The organism is Bacteroidota bacterium (assembly GCA_021300195.1).
Taxonomy (GTDB): domain Bacteria; phylum Bacteroidota; class Bacteroidia; order J057; family JAJTIE01; genus JAJTIE01.
Map to the genome: position 1 here is coordinate 1 of JAJTIE010000011.1, position 21,353 is coordinate 21,353.

20 protein-coding genes and 1 pseudogene are annotated in these 21,353 nt (G+C 59.3%); 14 read left to right on the top strand and 7 right to left on the bottom strand.

What is annotated here, in order from left to right; genetic code table 11:
• Positions 1-179, top strand: a 179-nt coding sequence (locus tag LW884_03410) for an integrase core domain-containing protein (GenBank protein MCE3007380.1), incomplete at its 5' end; no start/stop codon positions are given.
• A gap of 25 nt (positions 180-204) precedes the next feature.
• Here LW884_03410 and LW884_03415 read toward each other — a convergent pair.
• Both LW884_03415 and LW884_03420 read right to left on the bottom strand, forming a co-directional pair.
• Positions 205-1,341, bottom strand: coding sequence for a glycosyltransferase (locus LW884_03415; GenBank protein MCE3007381.1), 1,137 nt, complete (start codon positions 1,339-1,341; stop codon positions 205-207).
• A complete protein-coding gene (locus LW884_03420) occupies positions 1,331-2,449 on the bottom strand; it encodes an NADH-quinone oxidoreductase subunit D (GenBank protein MCE3007382.1) in 1,119 nt (372 codons plus the stop codon). Before LW884_03420 ends, LW884_03415 begins: the two co-directional genes overlap by 11 nt.
• A 293-nt stretch (positions 2,450-2,742) precedes the next feature.
• Between LW884_03420 and speE the strand changes: the two genes are divergently transcribed.
• The 5 genes and pseudogenes from speE (at position 2,743) to LW884_03445 (ending at position 7,556) form a co-directional block, all read left to right on the top strand.
• Positions 2,743-4,050 (top strand): polyamine aminopropyltransferase, encoded by a 1,308-nt coding sequence (gene speE, locus LW884_03425; protein ID MCE3007383.1) that lies wholly within the window; start codon positions 2,743-2,745, stop codon positions 4,048-4,050.
• 98 nt (positions 4,051-4,148) lie between these two features.
• Positions 4,149-5,018 (top strand): 3-hydroxybutyryl-CoA dehydrogenase, encoded by an 870-nt coding sequence (locus LW884_03430; GenBank protein MCE3007384.1) that lies wholly within the window; start codon positions 4,149-4,151, stop codon positions 5,016-5,018.
• Between the two features lie 166 nt (positions 5,019-5,184).
• Positions 5,185-5,784 (top strand): hypothetical protein, encoded by a 600-nt coding sequence (locus LW884_03435; protein MCE3007385.1) that lies wholly within the window; start codon positions 5,185-5,187, stop codon positions 5,782-5,784.
• 275 nt (positions 5,785-6,059) lie between these two features.
• Positions 6,060-6,800 (top strand): annotated as a pseudogene (locus LW884_03440) (type 1 glutamine amidotransferase domain-containing protein).
• A 75-nt stretch (positions 6,801-6,875) separates the two neighbouring features.
• Positions 6,876-7,556: an alpha/beta hydrolase gene (locus tag LW884_03445; GenBank protein ID MCE3007386.1), complete on the top strand. Its 681-nt coding sequence runs from the start codon at positions 6,876-6,878 to the stop codon at positions 7,554-7,556.
• A gap of 212 nt (positions 7,557-7,768) precedes the next feature.
• Here the strand turns inward: LW884_03445 and LW884_03450 are convergent, their stop codons facing one another.
• Positions 7,769-9,490 carry an AAA family ATPase gene (locus LW884_03450; protein MCE3007387.1) on the bottom strand — a complete coding sequence of 574 codons (1,722 nt, stop codon included), beginning with the start codon at positions 9,488-9,490 and terminating at the stop codon, positions 7,769-7,771.
• A 103-nt stretch (positions 9,491-9,593) separates the two neighbouring features.
• Between LW884_03450 and LW884_03455 the strand changes: the two genes are divergently transcribed.
• Entirely contained in the window at positions 9,594-10,379 is a 786-nt protein-coding gene (locus LW884_03455; GenBank protein ID MCE3007388.1) for a glycosyltransferase family 2 protein, read from the top strand.
• On the top strand, positions 10,376-11,419 hold the full coding sequence (locus tag LW884_03460) for a glycosyltransferase family 4 protein (protein MCE3007389.1): 1,044 nt from the start codon (positions 10,376-10,378) through the stop codon (positions 11,417-11,419). The genes LW884_03455 and LW884_03460 overlap by 4 nt, the downstream gene beginning before the upstream one ends.
• A gap of 18 nt (positions 11,420-11,437) precedes the next feature.
• Here LW884_03460 and LW884_03465 read toward each other — a convergent pair whose 3' ends face one another.
• Both LW884_03465 and LW884_03470 read right to left on the bottom strand, forming a co-directional pair.
• Positions 11,438-12,508 carry a glycosyltransferase family 4 protein gene (locus LW884_03465; protein ID MCE3007390.1) on the bottom strand — a complete coding sequence of 357 codons (1,071 nt, stop codon included), beginning with the start codon at positions 12,506-12,508 and terminating at the stop codon, positions 11,438-11,440.
• A 25-nt stretch (positions 12,509-12,533) separates the two neighbouring features.
• Positions 12,534-14,309, bottom strand: coding sequence for a glycosyltransferase family 39 protein (locus LW884_03470; GenBank protein MCE3007391.1), 1,776 nt, complete (start codon positions 14,307-14,309; stop codon positions 12,534-12,536).
• A 190-nt stretch (positions 14,310-14,499) separates the two neighbouring features.
• On the opposite strand from LW884_03470, the gene LW884_03475 reads away from it, so the two are divergent.
• The 5 genes from LW884_03475 (at position 14,500) to LW884_03495 (ending at position 18,643) form a co-directional block, all read left to right on the top strand.
• A complete protein-coding gene (locus LW884_03475) occupies positions 14,500-14,997 on the top strand; it encodes an HNH endonuclease (GenBank protein ID MCE3007392.1) in 498 nt (165 codons plus the stop codon).
• Between the two features lie 96 nt (positions 14,998-15,093).
• A complete protein-coding gene (locus LW884_03480; GenBank protein MCE3007393.1) occupies positions 15,094-15,330 on the top strand; it encodes an acyl carrier protein in 237 nt (78 codons plus the stop codon).
• 108 nt (positions 15,331-15,438) lie between these two features.
• A complete protein-coding gene (gene fabF / locus LW884_03485) occupies positions 15,439-16,683 on the top strand; it encodes a beta-ketoacyl-ACP synthase II (protein MCE3007394.1) in 1,245 nt (414 codons plus the stop codon).
• 5 nt (positions 16,684-16,688) lie between these two features.
• Positions 16,689-17,423, top strand: a complete 735-nt coding sequence (gene rnc / locus LW884_03490; protein MCE3007395.1) for a ribonuclease III — start codon at positions 16,689-16,691, stop codon at positions 17,421-17,423.
• Positions 17,420-18,643 (top strand): hypothetical protein, encoded by a 1,224-nt coding sequence (locus LW884_03495; GenBank protein MCE3007396.1) that lies wholly within the window; start codon positions 17,420-17,422, stop codon positions 18,641-18,643. Before rnc ends, LW884_03495 begins: the two co-directional genes overlap by 4 nt.
• On the opposite strand, the gene LW884_03500 is transcribed toward LW884_03495, so the two are convergent.
• Entirely contained in the window at positions 18,631-19,377 is a 747-nt protein-coding gene (locus LW884_03500; GenBank protein MCE3007397.1) for a ComF family protein, read from the bottom strand. The two genes, LW884_03495 and LW884_03500, sit on opposite strands and share 13 nt — an antisense overlap.
• Before the next feature lie 69 nt (positions 19,378-19,446).
• Positions 19,447-19,998, bottom strand: a complete 552-nt coding sequence (locus LW884_03505) for a DUF1573 domain-containing protein (protein ID MCE3007398.1) — start codon at positions 19,996-19,998, stop codon at positions 19,447-19,449.
• Here LW884_03505 and LW884_03510 point away from each other — a divergent pair.
• Positions 19,988-21,349 (top strand): serine hydrolase, encoded by a 1,362-nt coding sequence (locus LW884_03510; GenBank protein MCE3007399.1) that lies wholly within the window; start codon positions 19,988-19,990, stop codon positions 21,347-21,349. The two genes, LW884_03505 and LW884_03510, sit on opposite strands and share 11 nt — an antisense overlap.
• Positions 21,350-21,353: the final 4 nt, after the last annotated feature.

A 21,353-nucleotide genomic window follows, 5' to 3' on the forward strand; every position in this document is an offset into this window, starting at 1 on the left:
ACCTCTACACCCACCTCGAAACCATGCAGCAGCACCTGGACCAGTGGCTAGAACACTACAACTATGAACGACCCCACAGAGGATATCGAAACAATGGACTGAGGCCAGCTGAAACAGTTCGAAAATTCAGCTCTCAAAATCAAAAAACATCAACCCAAAATGAAAGACATGAAGGCTAGTAGTACATCTAAGAAAACCTGCTAGTCAAGCCCCCTTCTTTATTTCGACTCTTTTTTGCCATTTAGGTAGTACCACATAGCTAGACAGGGCCGTGGCCCAGCCATAGAGATACCAGAATAATTCGAGCAACGGGAGTTTAAGTAGGCCGGGCCGGGTGCGCAGCTGCCTACTTGCCCGGGAGAGGCTGTGTATTTTCAGGCAGAGGGGCACTAGCCACAGCCAGGCATGTGCGGGGCTATAGGCTAGGTGGGCAGCACATGCCAGCGGCACCAGGCCCTGCAGGCCCAGGGCCAGCTGCCAGTGGCGCCGGTAGTGGCGCGCCGCAGTTAGGTGTCGCCGTTTCTGCTGCATCCATACCCGGGCGGTGTGGGGCAGTGGGCTGTGCGTGTAGGCATGGGGGCATGGCTGCACACGGACGGCCAGACCCCGCCGCCGGTGCTGGATAAACAGGTCGTCGTCGCCAGACAGGCAGTGCGCAAATGCCGCCCAGCTGTGCTCCGGATGCGCTGCCTTTCGGTAGGCCAGGTTTCTACCTACGGCCATGTAGGGGGTGCCCACCCCTGCCATGCCCAGCATGAGCCAGCTGGTGTGCAGGTGCTCGTAGGCCATCACATCTCCCCAGAACCCCTTGGGTGCCTGCAGGGCACCGTGCCCGATTACCACGTCGGCTCCGGCCAGCAGGGGCTGCTGCATTAGCTGCGCCCACTGGGGGCCAAAGGTGCAGTCGGCATCCGTCTGTAGCACCATACTGTGGCGGCACCGCTGCAGGCCCTGGTGTAGGGCCCACTTCTTGGGGCTCCAGCCTGTAGGGGTTTCGGCTATGCGCAGCTGCTGTACGCTATGTGTCTGTTTTGCCGCCCAGGCAGCCACTTGGGCGGGGCCCTCGTCCACACTGCGGTCGTCTACCAGCACAATCTCTAGGGCGGGGTGCTGCTGGGCGGCCAGGCAGGCCAGCAGGCGGGGCAGGGTGCTGGCCTCGTTGTGATAGGGGATCAGGATGCTAAGGGGGGGGGCAGGGGCAGTGGGCACAGCCGGGCATGGCCCGCGTAGCAGGCGCAGCCAGCCCAGGTGCACCCACAGGCACTGGCCCAGGTAGTAGGCCCACAGCACCCCGATGAAGCCGGGTGCCAGGGCCTGCAGCAGCTGTAGCTCATCGGTCAATTTCGCACAAAACAATATCGATGGAGCCGATGATGGCCACCAGGTCGGCCAGCAGCACGCCATGCGCCAGCTGGGGCAGTACGCTCAGGTTGCAGAAGCTGGGGCCGCGCGCCTTCACCCGCATCGGTATATCCTTTTTGGGCTGGGGGATGAAGTAGTAACCCAGCTCGCCCCGGGGGTTCTCGGCCCGCACGTAGTACTCCTGCTCGGGCCGTATTTTTTTGGGGCATAGGGCACGGGGGTCAAAGCTGGTCGGGCGGCCATCTTTCTGCAGCCGCTCGGCACACTGGCGGACGATCTTCAGGCTCTCGCCCATCTCGTCTACACGCACCTTGAATCGGTCCCAGCAGTCGCCCACGGCACCCATGGCACCCGTGCCGATCGGGATGTCAAATTCCAGCTCGGGGTACACACTGTAGCCATCTACGCGCCGCAGGTCATAGCGCAGGCCGCTGGCCCGCAGCATGGGGCCGGTTACGCCATAGTTGATGGCCACATCCAGGGGCAGCACACCCACGCGTGCCGTGCGCTGTACGAAGATGGGATTATCTGTTAGCAGGCCATTCAGCTCCTCTATCTTGGGGGCAAAGTAGGTGCAAAACTCCAGGCAGCGGGCCTCAAAGCCCGGCGGTAGGTCGTAGAACAGGCCGCCAATCCAGATGTAGTTGTACAGCATGCGGGCTCCACTCAGCCACTCCAGCAGGTTTAGTATATGTTCCCGGTCTCGAAAGCACCACAGAAAGGCCGTTATACTACCTATATCCAGCCCATAGGTGCCCAGGGCCAGCAGGTGGCTGGCTATGCGGTTCAGCTCGGCCACCAGCACGCGTATGTACTCCACGCGCCGGGGTATCTGGTCGTCTATCCCCAGCATGCGCTCCACCCCCATGGCCCAGGCATGCTCGCTGTTCATGGCCGCCAGGTAGTCCATCCGGTCTACATAGGGGATCATCTGCTCGTAGCTCAGGCGCTCGGCGTGTTTTTCAAAACAGCGGTGCATATAGCCCAGGTGGGGGATGCATTCCACAATCAGCTCACCCTCCATCACCAGCTCCAGCCGCAGTACCCCGTGGGTGCTGGGGTGCTGGGGGCCCATGTTCAGCACCATCTGGCCCGTAGGCAGGTCCTGTGCAGCCGCATTGGCTAGCTGGGCCTGCTGCGCTGCCCTGCCCTCGGCCAGGCTCACATAGTGTGTATAGCGCTGCTGCATGGCACAAAGGTAACAGGCTGCCGGATATGAGGCCCATCCGTGGCTAGCAACCACTGCGCACTGTGTAGCCGGGTGGGCATGCTGCCTTTATACAAAACTTAACCTGCCGGATAGCGGGCGATTGCGTAGTTTTGTGGGCCAGAAAGAAATCACCCTTTTCGGCACCCCAAACATCTCTCCCCAATAAAAAAATGGTTAACCTGGGTCGACACATCATTGTAGAATTTTACGGCTGCCCCGAGGAGCTGCTGAACGAGGTAACTTTTATCGAGCAATCCTTTGTAGACGCGGCAAAGTATGCCGATGCCACCGTTATCAACAGCACCTTCCACCACTTCAATCCCTATGGGGTGTCGGGCGTGGTGGTTATCCAGGAGAGTCACTTGGCCATCCACACCTGGCCAGAGTTTGGTTATGCGGCCATCGATGTATTTACCTGTGGCGACACGGTAGACCCCTGGCAGTGCTACCAGTACCTGTACAAAGCCCTGCAGGCGGGCCACGGATCGGCCATCGAGATGGGCCGAGGCCAGCTGGGCCTCATCAAGCCCGAGCTGAAGCAAAACGGGGGCGGTACGGCCAGCAAAGCCGAAGGGCACGACACCACCGTAGAAGAACTGAAGTTCCACCGAAACATCTGGTACACCGAGCGCAATGAGCTGATAGCCATGAGCCTGCGCCACACCGGCGACGTGCTGTTTCGAGACAAAAGCCCCTACCAAAAGGTAGAGGTGTATGACACCTACGCCTATGGCAAGCTGCTAACCCTGGATGGAAAGGTAATGACTACCGAGCAGGATGAGTATGTGTATCACGAAATGATGACCCACCCTGCCCTGCACACCCATGGTGCCGCGCGCCGCGTGCTGGTGATAGGGGGCGGCGATGGCGGCGTGGTGCGCGAGGTAATGCGCCACGAGGGGGTAGAACGCTGCGTGATGGTGGAGATAGACGGCATGGTGATAGAGGCCAGCAAGCAGCACCTGCCCACCATTGCATCGGCCTTTGACAACCCAAAGCTGGAGCTGCACGTGGCGGATGGCATAGCCTATGTGCAGGATGCCCCCGATGGGGCCTTTGACGTGGTGATTATAGACAGCACCGACCCGGAGGGGCCGGCAGAGGGGCTATTTTCCTACGACTTCTACCGCCAGGTACACCGCATACTGGCCCAGGGCGGCATCATGGTGGTACAGAGCGAAAGCCCACGGTACGAGGTGCAGACCTTCCGCGAGATTTATGCCTGCTTCCGCGAGATTTTCGGGCACGGAAACGTACACTGTGGCCTGATGAGCATCCCTACCTACCCCACCGGTACCTGGAGCTTTGCCCTGGTAGCCAAGGGCGGCCAGCACCCGGTACAGGATGTGGACACCGAACGGGCCGAGGCTTTCAGCCACAAGCACGGCCTGCGGTACTACAATGGCGACATGCACCGCGCTGCATTTGCGCTGCCAAACTATGTGAAAGACCTGCTGAAAGAGCCGGTAAAGCAATAGCCGCGCACGGATACAGGCCATAATCGCCCGTGTCCTTGCGAGTGCTATCCGCATTCAATTTTTCAACTTCCACTAAAGCACATAAAACCATGGTAGAAATGTATCAAGATGTAGCCGTGATCGGCGCTGGCACCATGGGCAATGGCATTGCCCACGTATTCGCACAGAGCGGCTACCACGTAAACCTGATAGACGTGAACACCGAGGCGCTGGACCGCGCCCTGGCCACCATAGCAGCTAACCTGGACCGCCAGATCAAGAAAGAGATCATTACCGCCGACCAGCGGAACCGCATCCTGAGCCGCATCAACCGCGTAGACAGCATAGCCCTGGGCGTGCAAGACCGGCAACTGGTGGTGGAGGCTGCCACAGAAAACAAAGACCTGAAGTTCAAGATCTTCCGCGAGATGGACCTGCACGCACCCAAGACCGCCATCCTGGCCAGCAACACCAGCTCTATCAGCATTACCGAGCTGGCAGCCGTTACGGCCCGCCCGGCACAGGTCATCGGCATGCACTTTATGAACCCGGTGCCCGTAATGAAGCTCGTGGAGATCATACGCGGATACGAGACCAGCGACGAGGTACTGAAAGACGTACTGGCTGTGGCCGAAGACCTGGGCAAGGAACCCCATGCCAGCCAAGACTATCCGGGCTTTGTGGCCAACCGCATCCTGATGCCCATGATCAACGAGGCGATATGGACCCTGCACGAGGGCGTGGCTACCCGCGAGGACATAGATGCCATTATGAAGCTGGGCATGAACCACCCGATGGGCCCACTTACCCTGGCCGACTTCATCGGCCTGGATGTGTGCCTGGCAATCCTGCGGGTGCTGCACGACGGCTTTGGCAACCCCAAGTACGCCCCCTGCCCCCTGCTGGTAAACATGGTGAATGCCGGCCACCTGGGCCGCAAGGCCGGACAGGGCTTCTACGATTATACCCCCAGGCAGGTGCCTGCCTAGCCCCCCCCAGGGCAGGCGCGGGATACGCAAGGACAGTGCCCCCCTCCAAACAAAGATTCGGCCTAACACAAAGCCATTCAGGCCGCAATGATTGCCCTGCACCGGGGCCTAATACATGGCCCGGATTTAGCTCATGCCGTACGGTAGATCCATACCTACTCATCTCGTGCGCTGCCTCCTGCTGCTTGCGGCTGCGGGTTCGCTCCGTGCACAGAGCCCTGCCATTCCGCTGGGCATCCCCTGGCAAGCAGGGCAGCCCGGGCATATCCACAGTGGGGCGGAGCGTGATGCCCAGCTACCAGGCAGAGGCGGGCTAGCGGAACTCGACTTCAGCTATTTTAGCCTGACCGTGCAGCCTGCCGACAGTGTATGGAGCCTTCAGCCGCATGCCAGCCTGCAGCCCATGGCCGCCACACCCCTGGCGCTTGCACTGGCGCGGCCTCTGTCCGCCCCGTATCAGATCGGCAGCGACAGTGCCTGGGCCCGCTTCTGCCTGGCCCATAGCCTAAGTCCGCCCATCCAGCCCGACTTTGCCCACCAGCAGGTGGTGATCGCTAGCACGCAGGCCGACTGCCAGGCGCGCTTTGCCCACTACTTCTACCAGGCCGATGGCGGGCCGCTCATCTGGCTGATGCTGGATAGCTATGGCGGCTGCCGCAGCCTTCGCACCCAGTCCTTCGCCTTCCTGCTACCCCGGGCGGCATATCCACCGCCCGGCCCCCTAAAGGTGCAACACCTGGGCAGACTGCCCCGCATGCCGCGCTAGCAGCTGGCAGGGCAGAGCTGGCCGCCCAGGCTCCGGCGGACTAGACGGATGCCTACAGCCAAATTTAAAGTCAATTTTCTTGAAAATTTAATTCTAGAAAAGGTCGATTCTGTCGATTAATTCCATGATTACTTCCGGGTAAGTGTCTACCTATCCGGTAAGTAAATTGCGGAATAAAAATCCGTTGCTGTACTTTGTCATAGGATAACAAAAACTAAAAATTCAAAACCATGAGTAAAGCGATTCTATCATTTATTCTGCTCTGGTGTCTATCCATGAACCAGGCACTTTTTTCGCAGCAGCATACCGGCTATGCGGGCAAGATCCTCATGATCGTATCAAACCCAACTGTGAGCAAGCAGACGGGATGGGCTGTTGGCGTATGGTATTCTGAGGTTACGCATCCCTACTGGGTGTTTAGCGAGGCCGGATACCAGGTAGACCTTGCCAGCCCGGAAGGCGGAAAGATTGAGTTTGATGGCTATAGCGATCCCGAGCACGAAAGCGGCTATGCAAAAGACGACTACGTGTCGCTCGGATTCAAGAAAGACAAGGACAAAATGGCCCTTACAGAGAACACCTTGAAACTGTCTTCTGTAAATCCAAATGATTACAAAGCCATTTTTGTATGCGGGGGGCAGGCACCCATGTATACGATGGTAAACAATGCCGAGCTTCATAAATTTTTTGCCAACTTCTACGAAACAGGCAAGCCTACAGCCGCCATTTGTCATGGAACATCCATCCTGCTGAACACCAAGCTCTCTAACGGAAAGTACCTGGTAGAGGGAAAAAGATGGACAGGATTTTCATCTTCGGAGGAACAGTATGTAGACAACTATGTGGGGATGAAGGTACAGCCATTCCGCATTGAAGACGAGGCTAGAAAAATCACAAACACGTTCTATACATCTGGCAAGCCGTTCGGTTCATTTGCCCTAGAGGATGGAAACCTGATAACGGGCCAGCAGCAAAATAGTGGCGTAGCGGCTGCTCGGCTGGTGCTGAAGCAGCTGGAAGCACAGAAGGAGCGGTATCCCACCATTGTGCTGGTGCATGGGGCATGGGCCGACGAGAGTGCTTGGGGATTTGTGCGAAGTAAACTGGCTGTAAATGCAAATGTAGAGGTAGTAAACCTGCCGGGGCATGGGGTAGACCTGACTCCCATCTCAAAAATAACCCTGAAGGATTATACCGACCGGGTGGAGCAGGAGATAAAGAAACACCCTGGGAAAGTAATCCTGGTAGGCCATAGCATGTCTGGCATGGTAGTAACGCAGGTGGCCGAGAACGTACCCGAAAAAATAGAAAAACTGGTGTATGTGGCAGCCTATCTGCCTCAAAACGGCCAATCGCTGATGGATCTGGCCCTGACAGATACCGAGACCATGCTAACAGAGGTGCAGCAGTACAACTCGGTAAAGGGAGAAGCTCGTATGGAGTATCAGCGCAAGGTAATTGTGCCTGCCATTTGTGCAGATTGCCCAGACTTTATGAAGGAAATCATCGTAAAATACTACTCAGAGGAGCCTTTAGCGCCCTTTCAGGAGAAAGTTGCGCTGAGCAAGGGGCGGTTTGGAAGCGTGCCCAAGTATTACATCTACGCCACAAAAGACCGGGCCGTGGGCTACCAGCTGCAAAAGAAGATGGTAGCGGCAAATGGCAGCATAAAACGAACCTACGAAATGCCTACTTCTCACCTACCCTTTGTGGTAAACCCCGATGAATTTGTACGTATCATTGGGGTCATACGGACCGAAAAAGTGAAGTAAGAGCTAGGTACGTCCCTGCGGGTAGCGGATACCGGACCCACAGGACGGCATTACGAAGAAGAGCGTTCCCGGAAATTTCCGGGGATCGTAAAGCGGGAAGGACACAGATCCGGCGGTTGGATTTGTGTCCTTTCCGCTTTCTTTTTTCCGGAGAAAAAAAGGGAATGACCTTAGGGCAAGTGTGTCTCCTACACCGCCCATGCGGAGCGATCCTAAATGCCTTGCGCCTTCAGTTCCTGCACGCGGGCAAATACTTCGGCTCGGCTAAGGGTAGCATAGCGGGCTGGCAGCAGTGCCCGACTGGTGCACTCCAGTATGGCGGCATACTCCATTAGCTCCACCTGCTCGGGGTACTCGGGCGGCACAAAGTCGGCCATGGCGGCGCGTATGTGGGCGGTGGTGGGCTGTGCCAGCCCCTCCTGCACCGCCCTAAACTTGGCGCGGGTGAGGCCAGCCTCCATATCGGCCCCACTACGCACAGGCAGCTGCTGGTAGAAGGCGTCTTCAAAGTCTGCCACGCCCACCCCCTCTATCCGGGTTTTTCGCAGCATTACGGCAAACAGTTCTTGCTTTTCGGCCACGGTGTCGGGGTAGAAAAGGGCCAGGTGCTCCTCGGCACGGCCCTGGCGCTTCAGGTCTACCGGCAGCAGGTCTGGCCGGGCCGTCAGCAGGAACCAGATGATCTTGCCGCGGTGCGCAGTCTGGCTCATAAAGCTGGCAATCATGCCAAACACGCGGCTACTCACCCCGCTATCCCCACTGGCACTGCGGTTTCCCAGGTAGGCATCGGCCTCGTCTATCATCACCGCGATGGGGCTCATGGCCCGCAGCAGTTTCAGCACTCGCTCCAGGTTGGCTTCCGTTACGCCCTGCCATTGGCTGCGGAAGTTCTGCAGCTGCACCATGGGCACGCCTATGTCGCTGGCAAAGCAGCTCACCAGATAGGTTTTGCCTGTGCCCACGGGCCCACTCACCAGGTAGCCCATGGGCAGCACGTCTGGGCGGCCCTGCTGTAGGGCTGTGGCCGCTGCCTGCAGCTGCTGCTTGGCGGCGGCGTGGCCGGCCACATCTGCCAGGCTATATTTCGTGTCCACAAAGCTCAGCAGGCCGCCTGCCTCGGCCTCTATCATGGCCTTCTTACGGGTCATCAGCTCGCTGTAGCCAAAACGCGCAGGCTGCTCGGCTATCTCCGCCACCAGGGTTTTCAGCTGCAGTCGGTTCAGCCCGGCTGTGTGCTGGGCAAATACCTCCAGGCTCATCTCCATCTTGCCAGGCAGGGCCGCATGGCGCTGTGCCAGGTGCTGCACAAAATGCAAGCGTTCGGCCTCGTCGGGCAGGGGTATTTCTATCTCGGCCGTGTGGGGGCTACGCACCAGCTGGGGGTGTAGGGCCTGCAGCTGGTCTACCAGCAGCACCGTAGTCATATCATGGTTCAGGAAAAGGCTCTCCTGTGCCCATTTCAGCAGATACACCAGCACAGCGCGGTCTTGGCTGCCGGTGCTGGTGGCGCTGGCTGCCGGTGCCAGCGTGTCGGCATACTCCAGGATGAGTGCTACCCGCTTGCCCTGCTGCAGCTGCAGGCGGATAAAGTTTTCCAGCAGGCCAAATGCAGCCTGGGGCTCTCGGGGTCGTGTTTTGGCATATTCGGTGCCAAACAGCTTATCCAGGTTCTCCAGGTAGCGGATGAAGCCCAGGGTCTGTTCGTCGCTGCCCAGGCGGATGCCGCTGGCGCGGTCGTAGGTTATCACCCAGTCGCGCTGCCGGAAGAGCACCTCGGCCAGGTAGGTACCCAAGCGCACATACTGGCTGCCGTGCGGCACATAGTCGGCCAGGTTTCCGTGCAGGATGAACTGGCTCAGCGTCTTGGTAAAATAAAGCCGAGAGAAGGTCTCCACCCAGGGGGGGAGCGTGGGGGTGGCAGCCGTGTCTTTCATAGCCGAAAAGATAGAGAAAAGCCGGCATGCGCCGTGCACCCGGCAGTGCCGCGCGGGCTTTGGCCATTGCAGTTGCTATCTTTGTAGCCTACTTTGGCTCCGTATGGCTGGCATTAGTGTTGTCATCATTACCAAAAACGAAGCGCACAACATTGGGCGCTGTATCCGCTCGGTACAGGGGGTGGCCGATGAGGTACTGGTGGGCGACAGCGGCAGCACCGACGATACCGTAGAAATTGCCACCCGCCTGGGTGCGCGGGTGCTGCCAGTAAGCTGGCAGGGCTATGCCGCCACAAAAAACGCCCTGAACGCTAAGGTGCAACACCCCTACATCCTGAGCCTGGATGCCGACGAGGCCCTATCCGATGCCCTGCGTGCCGAACTACTGGCCCTGAGGCCCCGGCTGGATGGGCATGCGGCCTATCGTATGCCCCGCCTTTCCAACTACTGTGGGCACTGGGTGCGGCACGCGGGCTGGTATCCCGATGCCAAGGTGCGCCTGTGGCCGGCTGGCCAGGCACACTGGATAGGGGCCTATGTGCACGAAACACTGGAAGTAAACGTGCCAGTGGCCGGCCTGCAGGCCGACCTGCTACACTACACCGCCCCCACTGCCGAGGCACACCGGCGCACCATCCGCACCTACTGTAGGCTGAAGGCCGAGCAGCTCATCGCCAAAGGAAAAACCCAGGGCCTGTGGCTGCGGCAGTGGCTGTCGCCCATAGCCCGCTTTGTGCGGATGTATGTGCTACAGCGGGGATTCATGGACGGGTGGGCGGGTTTTCAGCTATGCCGCCGCTCGGCCTGGGCAGCCTGGCTGAAGTACCGGCTGGCCCGGCAGCTGCTGCGCAGTGCGCCCAGCACCCACACAAGTAGCCCGGATAGATGAAAAAGATACTGCAAATAAACACCCAGCCAGGCTGGCGTGGGGGCGAACGACAGACGCTGTACACAGTGGCTGGCCTGCAGGCAGCCGGGCAGCCCACCGAGCTGCTGTGCCGGGCGGGCGGAGAGCTGGAGCGGCGGGCACAGGCCGAGGGACTGGTAACCCACGGGGTAAGCAGCCACTGGGGTGCCATGCGCTGGCTAATGCGCCACGGCCACGGCTATGGGCTGATCCATAGCCAGGCCTCCAAAGACCAGACAGCCAGCCTGCTGGCCTGGCCCCTGCACCGCAGGCCACTGGTGTACACCCGCCGGGTAGACTTTGTGCCCAAACCCGGCTTTAGCCGCTGGAAGTACCACCGCATGGACCGGGTGGTGGCCATTAGCCCGGCCATACAGCGCATTTTGCAGGGCATAGGCCTGGGCGATGTGCCGGTTATCCCCTCGGCGGTGCGCCCGGTGCAGCAGGATGCCAGCCGGGCCGCGCAGTATGTGGCCCAGCTGGGCTTTGGCGGGCGGCGCATACTAGGCACCACGGCAGCCCTGGTGCCACACAAGGATCCACTAACCGCCGTACGGGCCTTTTCCCGGCTGCACGCCCAGCTGCCAGATGTGGGCTTTCTGCACTTTGGCGAGGGGCCGCTCCGCCCGCAGGTGGAGGCCGAGATCCGGCGCCTGGGCCTGGAGGGGGCCTATCATCTGGGCGGATATGTGCGCCAGGTGGAGGACTTCTTCACTGTATTAGACGGCTTTGTGATGAGCTCGGTAGAGGAAGGGCTGGGCAGCAGCCTGCTCGATGCCTTTCTGTACCGCGTACCGGTGGTGGCCACGCGGGCCGGCGGGATGGAGGAGCTGGTGGCAGGGGTGGGCTACCAGGCGCCGGTGCAAGACCCCGATGCCCTGGCGGCTGCCATGCAGGCGCTACTAACGGATAGTGCCCAAACAGAGGAGTATGTGGCGGCTGCACAGGCACGTGTGCTGGCCCTACACAGTGTGGAGCAGGTAACCCGGCAGTACCTGGCACTGTACCGCACCCTGGTGTAGCGCGGCCCGGCCGGGGGGCTACAGGGCAAAACCAAGCTGGGGCAGTGCTTGCACAAATTTTTCGGCATAGGCCTGCCAGCTAAGGGCCTGCACAGCCTGTAGCCCCTGCTGCTGCCAGTGGCGATAGTCATCTGGCTCAGTAAGCAACCTGTTCAGCAGCTGTGCAAAGGCATCGGGGTCGGGCCTGGCAGGCAGGGGCAGCGCGGGTAGCAGGGCACTGGCCCCTACCTGTCGGCTGGTAATGACGGGCGTACCACAAGCCATGGCCTCGGCCACCACCATGCCAAACTCCTCATAGTAGGCCGTGTGTAGCATTACATCGGTGGCATAGTAGGCCTGCGCTACCTGCGCTAGCTGGCGGTGGTGCACATAGTCTAGCCCCCGTAGGTAGGGCCCGGGCTCATCCCTACCCACTATCAGTAACTGAACCGGAACAGCAAGCTGTGCTACGGTTTGCGCAAATTGGTCTAGCCCCCGTTTTCGGAAGCTGCCCGAGGTAATAAAGCCCACTACGAATTTGTCTGGCCTCAGTCCCATGGCCTGCTTCATGCCTGCTCGCTGGGCGGGTGCTGCGGGGCAAAAGCGCCGAAGGTCTATGCCGGGCATTAGCGTAAGGATGCGGGGCGGTGGGATGGCGTAGCGCTGCTGTAGCTCCTCGGCCATCATAGGGCTGTTGGCCACCACTAGTTTCCATTGCCCTTGGCACAGTATCTGCTCATGCAGCCGGCCATGGTCGCTATCCTCGCAGGTTGTAGTGCCATACAGGGCGGCATGTGTGGCCTTCACCATGTTATGCAAAAAGAGTACGTCCTGCACCATCAGGTCGCCGTGTCCGATTACCAGGTCGGCATTGGCCTGAGAGATGCGCCGCTGCACAGCGCGGTACCAGCCCTCACGGCTTTTGGTAAGGAGTGGAGATACACGTACGGGCTTTGCCCCCACGGCCCTTACAGCCTCAGAGTTTATGGTACGGCTCATCACAGTAGTCTTGTGTCCCCTGTTTACTAGTTCTTTGCTTAGTTGCAATACAATGTTGGAAGCACCGGTGCATCCGCGCAGGGTGCGTATGGACTGTAGTATGTGTGCCATCTTGGAAGGACGAAAACAAAGGGGATTAGGGTGCAGGCCGCAGGTAAAACACAAATCCATTCTGCTCATACAGCAGCTGTAGATGGGGGTACCAGTCGGCTATGTTTTGCTTTTTCTTGGCCTTGGCAATTACATACACCGGGCGGTCTACCTCCGGGCTGTTCAGCAGCCAGTCATCCAGGTAGCGCTTGTGGTGCTGGTGTCCGCTATCCTGCTGGGCATAGTAGCCTGCTGCGGTGGGCCGCTGCAGCTGGCCGTAGAAGTAGGGAGCATAGCTCTTGTGCCCAATGGTGGTGTAGTAGGCCCGCTCGTGGGCATGTGCCTTCAGGAAGTCGATGGCTGCGCCCTGGCTATAGCGCTCCACGCGTGGCACAATGTTTAGGCTTAGCCAGCTGAGGAAGAGGGTGCAGCCCAGCAGCAGCAGCAGGAAGCCCGGTAGGTACTGCTTGCGCTTCAGCCACCGCACCGTAAGGATCAGGGTGCCCAGCAGCAGCAGGCCGGGGGCCGCCTGCAGCACGCTCCAGTCTACCCTGGCCTGTAGGGTCTGCCGCGCAAAGGGGTCCTGCAGGAGGGGGGCAATGGCATCCAGATTCATGGCTACAAAGGGCAGCAGCAGCACCGGTAGGGCAATCAGCAAGCCCACGCCCAGCAGCAGGCCCGTTTGCCACCGCCGCCACCGCATGCGCCCCTCCAGGGTTTGGTACAGGGTGTAGGCACTCAGGAAGGTGAGGGGCAGGTAGCTCATGCTGCTGTAGTGGATGATCTTGGTCTTGACCAGGGAGAACAGGATGAGTACGACCCAGAAGAGGATGAGCATCCATTTCTTGAAGGTGCGCTGGTGCACCTCTGCCGCACAGTGGCAGCCAAAGCTGCGCAGGGCCAGGATGCTGGCAGGGAAGCAGAGAAAAAACACCATCACAAAGTGGTAGCCGGGGAAGCCCCCATGCCCCGCATCCTCGGTGCTAAGCAGGCGCACCTGGTAGACCATAAACTCGCGCACAAACCACCAGCCATTGTTCAGGATCTCCAGGCCATACCAGCCCAGGAGCACAACCACACAGGCCAGGCCCGCCACCGCCAGGTGCCAGGGGGGGATAAAGCCGCGCAGCTGCCGAAAATCGTAGCGCAACAGCAGGTTTAGCCTACCCTGCTGCAGCCACAGCGCCAGCTTCTGATTGCGCATTAGCCAGAAAGTGCCAATACCCATACCCAGGATAACCAGCGCCACCTGCCCCTTGGTAAGCACGGCCAAGCCCGCAAAGGCCCCACTCAGCGCCAGGTATACCAGCCGATGGTGCCGCAGCCGCGGCTGGGGATACTGCTTCAGCTTCCAGTAATGCAGGATAAAGTACCAGTAGGAAAGGAAGATAAAGAGATTGAATACGGGGTCGATAATACCACTCTTGAAGTAGAGGTGCGGAAAGAGGGCAGCCGTATAGCTGAGTGCCCAGAAGAGGCCAAACCGCCGATTGAAGATCAGGCTGCCCATGTTGTACACCACCACCAGGGTGGCTATGCCGGCCAGCGCATTGGGCAGGCGGGCGGCATATTCGCCCACGCCCAGTAGCCACATACTGAGGGCCTGTAGCCAGATGAAGAGCGGGGGTTTTTCCCAGAAAGGCTTGAAATCTATCTGCATCCGCAGCCAGTCTCCGCTCAGCAGCATCTCGCGCGCCGCCTCGGCAAAGTTGATCTCGTCCCAGTCAAACAGCGGAGCCAGACCCAAACCCGGCAGGAACAGCAACGCCCCCAACACGACCATGACCAGGGTGCCCCGGTTATGCAGCTTCTTTACGATCATAGCTTGGCTAATGTTAACCCGATTCGGCCCTATAAAGATACGCGCAAAAGGCTTGTGTGAACAAATCTGCCCGCAGCCGGGTTTGTACTATTGGCTGATAGCCCTAAATTATTGTCGCCTTAACATCCGGATAAAACCCGGTAGGCTTATTGGGCGTATGTTTTTGCTATATATGATATAGATAAACAATATGGAATCGAAAGTGCTCGTCTTAAACCAGGACTACCAGGCCATCAGCCTCTGTAGTGCGCAGCGGGCGTTTGTGCTGTGCTACCTGGAGAAGGCCGAAATGCTGGACGACTTTAAGCAGCTGAACATACGGAGTGTAAGCAGGCACTACCCGTATCCGGCTGTTATCCGGCTAAATCGTTTTGTACGCGTGCCCCACCGCAAGGTATCGCTCAGCCGGATCAATGTATTCCGGCGAGACAACTACGAGTGCCAATACTGTGGCAGCAGCAGGCAGCTTACCCTGGACCACGTGGTGCCCCGCAGCCAGGGGGGCAAAGACAGCTGGGAGAACCTGGTAACCGCCTGCCAGGACTGCAACACCAAAAAAGGCAACACCCCCCTGGAAAAAACAGGGATGAGCCTAAGAAACAAGCCATTCCGGCCCAGCTACATCATGTTCCTCAGCAACTTTACCAGCCGGGTGCACGATGCCTGGCGCCCCTACCTGATGCTGTAGAACGAAGCTATAGAACGAAAAAAAAAGTGCCAGCATTTTGTGGCTGGAAAAAAGTGTTAAATTTGAAGCCACATAAATATCAACGCAAAAATCATCATGGCGGAGATTGCAGAAAAAGTAAAAAACATCATCGTCGACAAACTAGGAGTTGACGGCAAAGAGGTAACAAACGAAGCCAGCTTCACCAACGACCTGGGCGCAGACAGCCTGGACACGGTAGAGCTGATCATGGAGTTTGAGAAAGAATTCAAAATCAGCATTCCGGACGAAGCCGCCGAGAAAATCATCACGGTGGGAGATGCGGTTTCCTACCTCGAGCAGAACGCCAAGTAAGCAGCGATGCGGGCATAACGCCCGCTGTAGCTGCGTACCAGTGGCAGGTATGCTTCTGTTTCTGTCGTCCCTCTTCCCTTTTTTATCAAAAACCCTTACTGGACTGTTATGACTGAAAGGCGTGTGGTTGTAACCGGAATGGGCGCTATTACGCCCATAGGCAATACGGTCCCCGCTTACTGGGAGTCGCTGCAGCAGGGAGTAAGCGGAGCTGATGCCATTACCCTGTTTGATGCCTCCAAGTTCAAGACGCAGTTTGCCTGCGAGGTCAAGGACTTTGATGCAAAGGACTACATACCGCGCCAGGAGGCGCGTAAGATGGACCGCTTCAGCCACTTTGCTGTAGTAGCGGCCGAGGAAGCCATACAGGACAGTGGGCTAGACTTCCAGCAGGAAGATCCCTATCGAACCGGCGTGGTAATCGGGAGCGGGATAGGCGGACTCGAAACTTTTCGGGATGAAGTGATGGGTTTTGGCTCCGGAGACGGCACCCCTCGCTTCAACCCGTTTTTTATTCCCAAGATGATCGTGGACATTGCCCCCGGGCACGTGTCCATGCGTCATAACCTGAAGGGACCCAATTACAGCTGTGTGTCTGCCTGTGCCACCGGCACCAACAGCATCATAGATGCCTGGATGCTGATTAAAATGGGCTTTGCAGACATTATGGTTTCCGGCGGCAGCGAGGCCGCTATTAATGAACCCGGTGTGGGTGGCTTCAACGCCCTGAAGGCCCTGAGCGAGCAAAACGACGACCCCAAAACGGCCAGCAGACCCTTCGACCTGGATCGAAACGGCTTCGTACTAGGCGAGGGTGCGGGTGTGCTCATCCTGGAGGAATATGAGCACGCAAAGGCACGCGGTGCCAAGATCTATGCCGAGCTGAAAAGCGTGGGCCTGAGTGCCGATGCCTACCACATAACAGCGCCCGACCCGGAGGGGAAAGGAGCTACAGAGGTGATGCGGCAGTGTATACAGCGTGCGGGCATTGAACCCACGGCCATAGACCACATCAATATGCACGGTACCAGCACCGGCCTGGGAGACATTGCCGAAACCAAGGCCATCAAGCAGAGCTTTGGGCAGCATGCCTACAGCATCAGCATCAACTCTACCAAGAGCATGACCGGCCACCTGCTGGGGGCAGCCGGCGCTATTGAGGCTATTGCCTCCATACTAGCCCTACACCACGGGCTTATTCCTCCCACCATCAACCACTTTACGGATGATCCGGAGTGCGACCTGGACTACACCTTCAACACTGCCCGGCAGCGCAGCATACAGTATGCGCTCAGTAATACGTTCGGCTTCGGTGGGCACAATGCCTCCCTACTCTTCAGCAAGCTGAACTAGGGGCCATGCTAAAAGCCCTACGGCGCCTGTACAATGGGCACTGGCACAGGGAGCGTGAGTTTGTGCGCTGCATCCGCCTGATTACTGGCTATGTGCCTATACAGCCAGCCGTATACCGCCTTGCCTTTCGGCATAGCAGCCTGGTGAGGCACCCGGCCAACAGCGCCAATGAATGCAACGAACGGCTGGAGTACCTGGGCGACAGTGTGCTGGATACCATCGTGGCCGACTACCTGTTCAAAAAGTATCCGCTGAAAAACGAGGGCTTCCTGACCGAAATGCGCAGTAAAATCGTGAGCCGGCAGAGCCTGAACGAGATTGGAGCCAAACTGGGCTTCGAGGGCCTGGTGGAGTATAACCGCAGGAGCAGCGGCCTGAACCGTAGCATGTATGGCAATAGCTTGGAAGCCCTCATCGGCGCCCTGTACATGGACCGGGGCTACACCGCCGCACGCAGCTTTGTTATCAAGCGGATTGTGAACGTGCACCTGAGCATGGACGAGCTGGTAGACCGGAATGACAACTACAAAAGCCAGCTGATGGAGTATGCCCAAAAAAACCGGCTGCTACCCGTAGCATTCCACCTGATAGAGGAGGCCGGAAAGGGCCGACAGAAACTGTTTACGGTACAATGCACCCTGGGCGGAAACAAACTGGGCACGGGAACCCACGAGAAAAAGAAACTGGCCGAGCAGGAAGCAGCCAAGGCCAGCCTGGAAATGCTAGAGGTGGGTGTGTGAGGCACCACCCGCGGGCCTGCGGGTCTATCCTGCTTCTACTCTTCCTTTCATTGCCGACTACTGGCTGTGCACAGTTCTGGCCCACCGGCCACCCGGAGGTACGCCGACTGCAAGTGCCCGGCTATGCCGTGCCACCGGGCCACATCCTACTACAAATGCCCTATGCGTCGGACAGTGTACTGAACCCCGAAGCCTGGGTACCTGGCCTGGGTACGCCCACCGGGATAAGCCTGATATACACAGCCTACCCAGCCGATACGGCCCAGTGGCTCACCCCCTTCTCGGCCCTGGGTAGCGCGCGCCTGGCGCAGGCCTATGCACGAGACCCACGCCTGCGGCAGGTGCCCCTCACACTGGTGGCGCAAACAGCCCCCAAAACTGCCCAGGCTGCCCGGCGGATGCTGCATGGGGTTGCCATTGCCTATCAGCCAGATACCCCCATGGGCCAGGAACCGGTGCCCATGCCAGACTACGCGCACGACAGCTACCAGCCGCCAGACCCCAATGACCGCTACTTTCAGGCCGCCGCCATGGCCGAGGTACGCCGCATAGCCGATGGCGCAACACCCAAGTCGGCCGCTGTGCTGCAGGCACTACAGCGAAACCCGCAGTGGCGAGACATGCTGGTGGTGGTAGACTGGACCGGCAGCATGTATGAGTATGGAGCCCAGCTGCTACAGTGGCAGCAGCAGCACCGGGGGCAGATCCGGCACTGGGTTTTCTTCAACGACGGAGACGATGCGCTGAAAGATGTGGCTAGCCGCATGCGCGATAAGCCACTGGGCCGCACCGGTGGCCTGTATGCCGTGCGGCAGCCCCAGGGTACCGAGGCCGTCCTGCAGGCCATGGCCTATGTGATGAAGCGTGGCTCTGGCGGCGATGTGGCCGAGAACAACCTGGAGGCCCTGCTGCGGGCAGCCGCCACCTTCCCCGACCGGGGGGATGTGGTGATGATTGCCGACAATAGCTCTGCCATGCGAGACAGCAGCCTGCGTGGCCAGGTACGCTTCCCGGTGCACATCATTGCCTGCGATGCCCTGCCGGGGCCCGTGCGGCCCGAGTATGTAGACCTGGCCTGGCGCAGCGGGGGCAGCGTGAGCGGCACGGGCTTTACCCACTCCTTCGGCAGGCCCCAGGCCCCCATACCAGCCGATGGCGTACAGCTGGGCAGGGCACGCTATGTGCTGCAGCAGGGCGAGCTGGTTCTTTATACCCCCTGAAACCCATCCTCCTCGGCCAGGGCCAGGCCGCTGATGAACAGGGCCTGGGTGCCCGCAGCCACCAGCGCCCGTGCCAGCGAGGTGGTGGTGGCACCGGTGGTTATCACGTCGTCCACAATCCACACCAGGCGGGGTGCCGGCCCCCGTACCACAAACAGGTCTCGCACATTCTCCTGCCGCTGGGCACGGTTCAGGCCCGTCTGGCTTACCGTATTGCGGCTACGGGCCACCAGCCTATCGGCAATAGGCAACTGTAGCTGCTGCCGGATGCCCCGGGCAATGTGCAGGCTCTGGTTGTAGCCCCGGCGCCGGTAGCGCAGGGGATGCAGGGGCACGGGCACCAGGGTAGCCTGCTGCAGGAAGGGGTAGCCCGCCAGCCCCGCTGCCAGCTGGCGCCCCAGCTGCTGCCCTATGCGGGCCTGCTGGCCATACTTCAGCTGAAAGATGTGCTGCTGCAGTCGCCCCTCCTTCCGGAACCACCAGGGGGCATAGGCCCCCACCAGGGGCAGATCGGCCGGAAAACGCAGGGCCAGCGCATTGCTGGCCAGCTGGCTGCCAAAGCCCGTGGGTACAAACTGTTTCAGGCAATCTGTGCACACATAGGCACCAGGCAGCTGTAGCACGGCCTGCCCGCAGGCACATATGCGGGGGTAGAAGAGGTCGGCCAGGTCGGCCCACGGATTCCAGTTTGTTTTTCGCGCCCCCCAGCCCATTTCAGGGCCAAAGAACGGCATTTTCGGCCAAACACTCCCCCCTTGCTAGCCTGGCTCCTGCTGCCAGGACGGGGCGCATGGGGGGCATGCTTAGCGCTGGGGGGGTGGGCCTGGCAGCCCCCTTACCGTACCCCGCAGGCTGAGCATGAAGCGGCCATCGTTATCGGGGTCGTTGGTCTGCACAAATAGGTGCTTCTGCTGCGGGCCTATCTTGCCGGCCGTATTCATCACCACCCGTATCTCACCCACCCCACCGGGCTGGATCGGCTCGCTGGGATAGGCAGGTACGGTGCAGCCGCAGCTAGCCGTTACCGACTCGATGCGCAGCGGCTCGGTGCCCACGTTGCGCAGCAGGTAGATGCGCTGCACCTGCTTGCCCTGCTGTACGGTGTCAAACGACTGTTCTAGCTGGTCAAACACGCCCTGCGGCCCCAGCCGGGAAGAGTCTAGCCCACTGTGTGCGGGCCGGGCATACACAATCGTCTGCGCCAGGCTGTCTTGCCGCGCCTTCTCTGCCGCCTTCGCTCGGTTCTGCGCAGCTTGCAGCTCTAGCGCCTCGCGCTTTTTTTTACCAAACAGTTTTTTCAGAAATTGAGCCTCGGCTGTGGTGCACAGCCCTAGCCCAAGTAGTATGACAAGCATCCCGATACGCATGCCCAAATATAGGCCTAAGCACCGGATCCTGCTATACCTGCTGTGCCTGGGCGGCGTAGTGCCTGCCGGGAGCCATGCGCAGAAAAAGGAGCTTCGGTTTGAGAAACAACGAACCGAAAAAGATGCCCCCTACCGCACGCAGGTCAACCAGATTGGGGGGCCGAACAGCCCGCTGCTGGAAAAAGTCTTTGAGCTGAACGCCAGTGCGCTCCGCCCGGTGTTGAAAAAAGCAGATGACTACCGGCTCCAGATCATCTTTACGCAGATCAATCGGGATAAATACAACCGCCCCTACGTAAAGCACCACACCTGGCGCTACCGCCCCGAGGAGTATTTCTTCCCCGCCAGTGCAGTAAAGATGGCTACCGCTGCCATTGCCCTGGAGCATGCCCGGCAGCTGGGCATGCCCGCAGATGCGGAGCTTCGCACCTTTGCCAGCGGAGGCTGCTCGGGCGCCACAGGCCTGGAAGAGATGAGCCTGAGCTATGGCCATGCCTGCCTGAGGCACTATGTAAAAGACGTTTTTCTGGTAAGTGGCAACCTTAGCTACGACCGGCTGTACGAGTTTGTAGGCCCAGGCCTGCTGAACCGGCGCCTATGGGAAAAGGGCTATCCCAGCTACCGCATACGCACCCGCTATGGGCAGTACTGCAGCGAAGCACAAAACCGGATAACCAACCGCATGATCTTCTACGGACCGGATGGGAGCCCGCTGTATGAGCAACCGCAAGACACCGCCGAGGCACTACCCCCGGCAGCCATGCGGCGCACCGTGGTGGGTACTGCCCTGCTGCAAGACGGAGCGCTGGCACCCCCAAAAGACTTCCGGATGGGCAATGCTGCCAGCCTGGAAGACCTGCACAAGGTGCTGATGGCCCTGGTACTGCCCCAGGTGGTAGCCCCATCCGAACGTTTCCGGCTGGCACGAGAGGACTACCAGCTGCTGCACAAATACATGAGCATGCTACCCACCGAGAGTAGCGACCCCCAGTATGATGCCTACTACAGCCCCACCTGCATGAAGTACCTATTCTGCGGCACTAGACAGCCCCTGCCAGGCGCCGATGTGCGGATTTTCAACAAGGTGGGCCAGGCATATGGCTTCCTTACAGACTGTGCCTATATCGTAGACTTTGAGCATAATGTGGAGTTTATGCTCTCGGCCACCCTGTACTGCAATGAAGACGGGGTGCTAAACGACGATCTATACGACTACGAGCGCATCGGCTTTCCCTTTCTGCGTCAGCTGGGCCAGATCCTGCTAGACCTGGAGCGTAGCCGAAACAAGCCCTATAAGCCGGATCTTTCCTTCTACCGGCACAACTATGCCTACTACTAGGCTG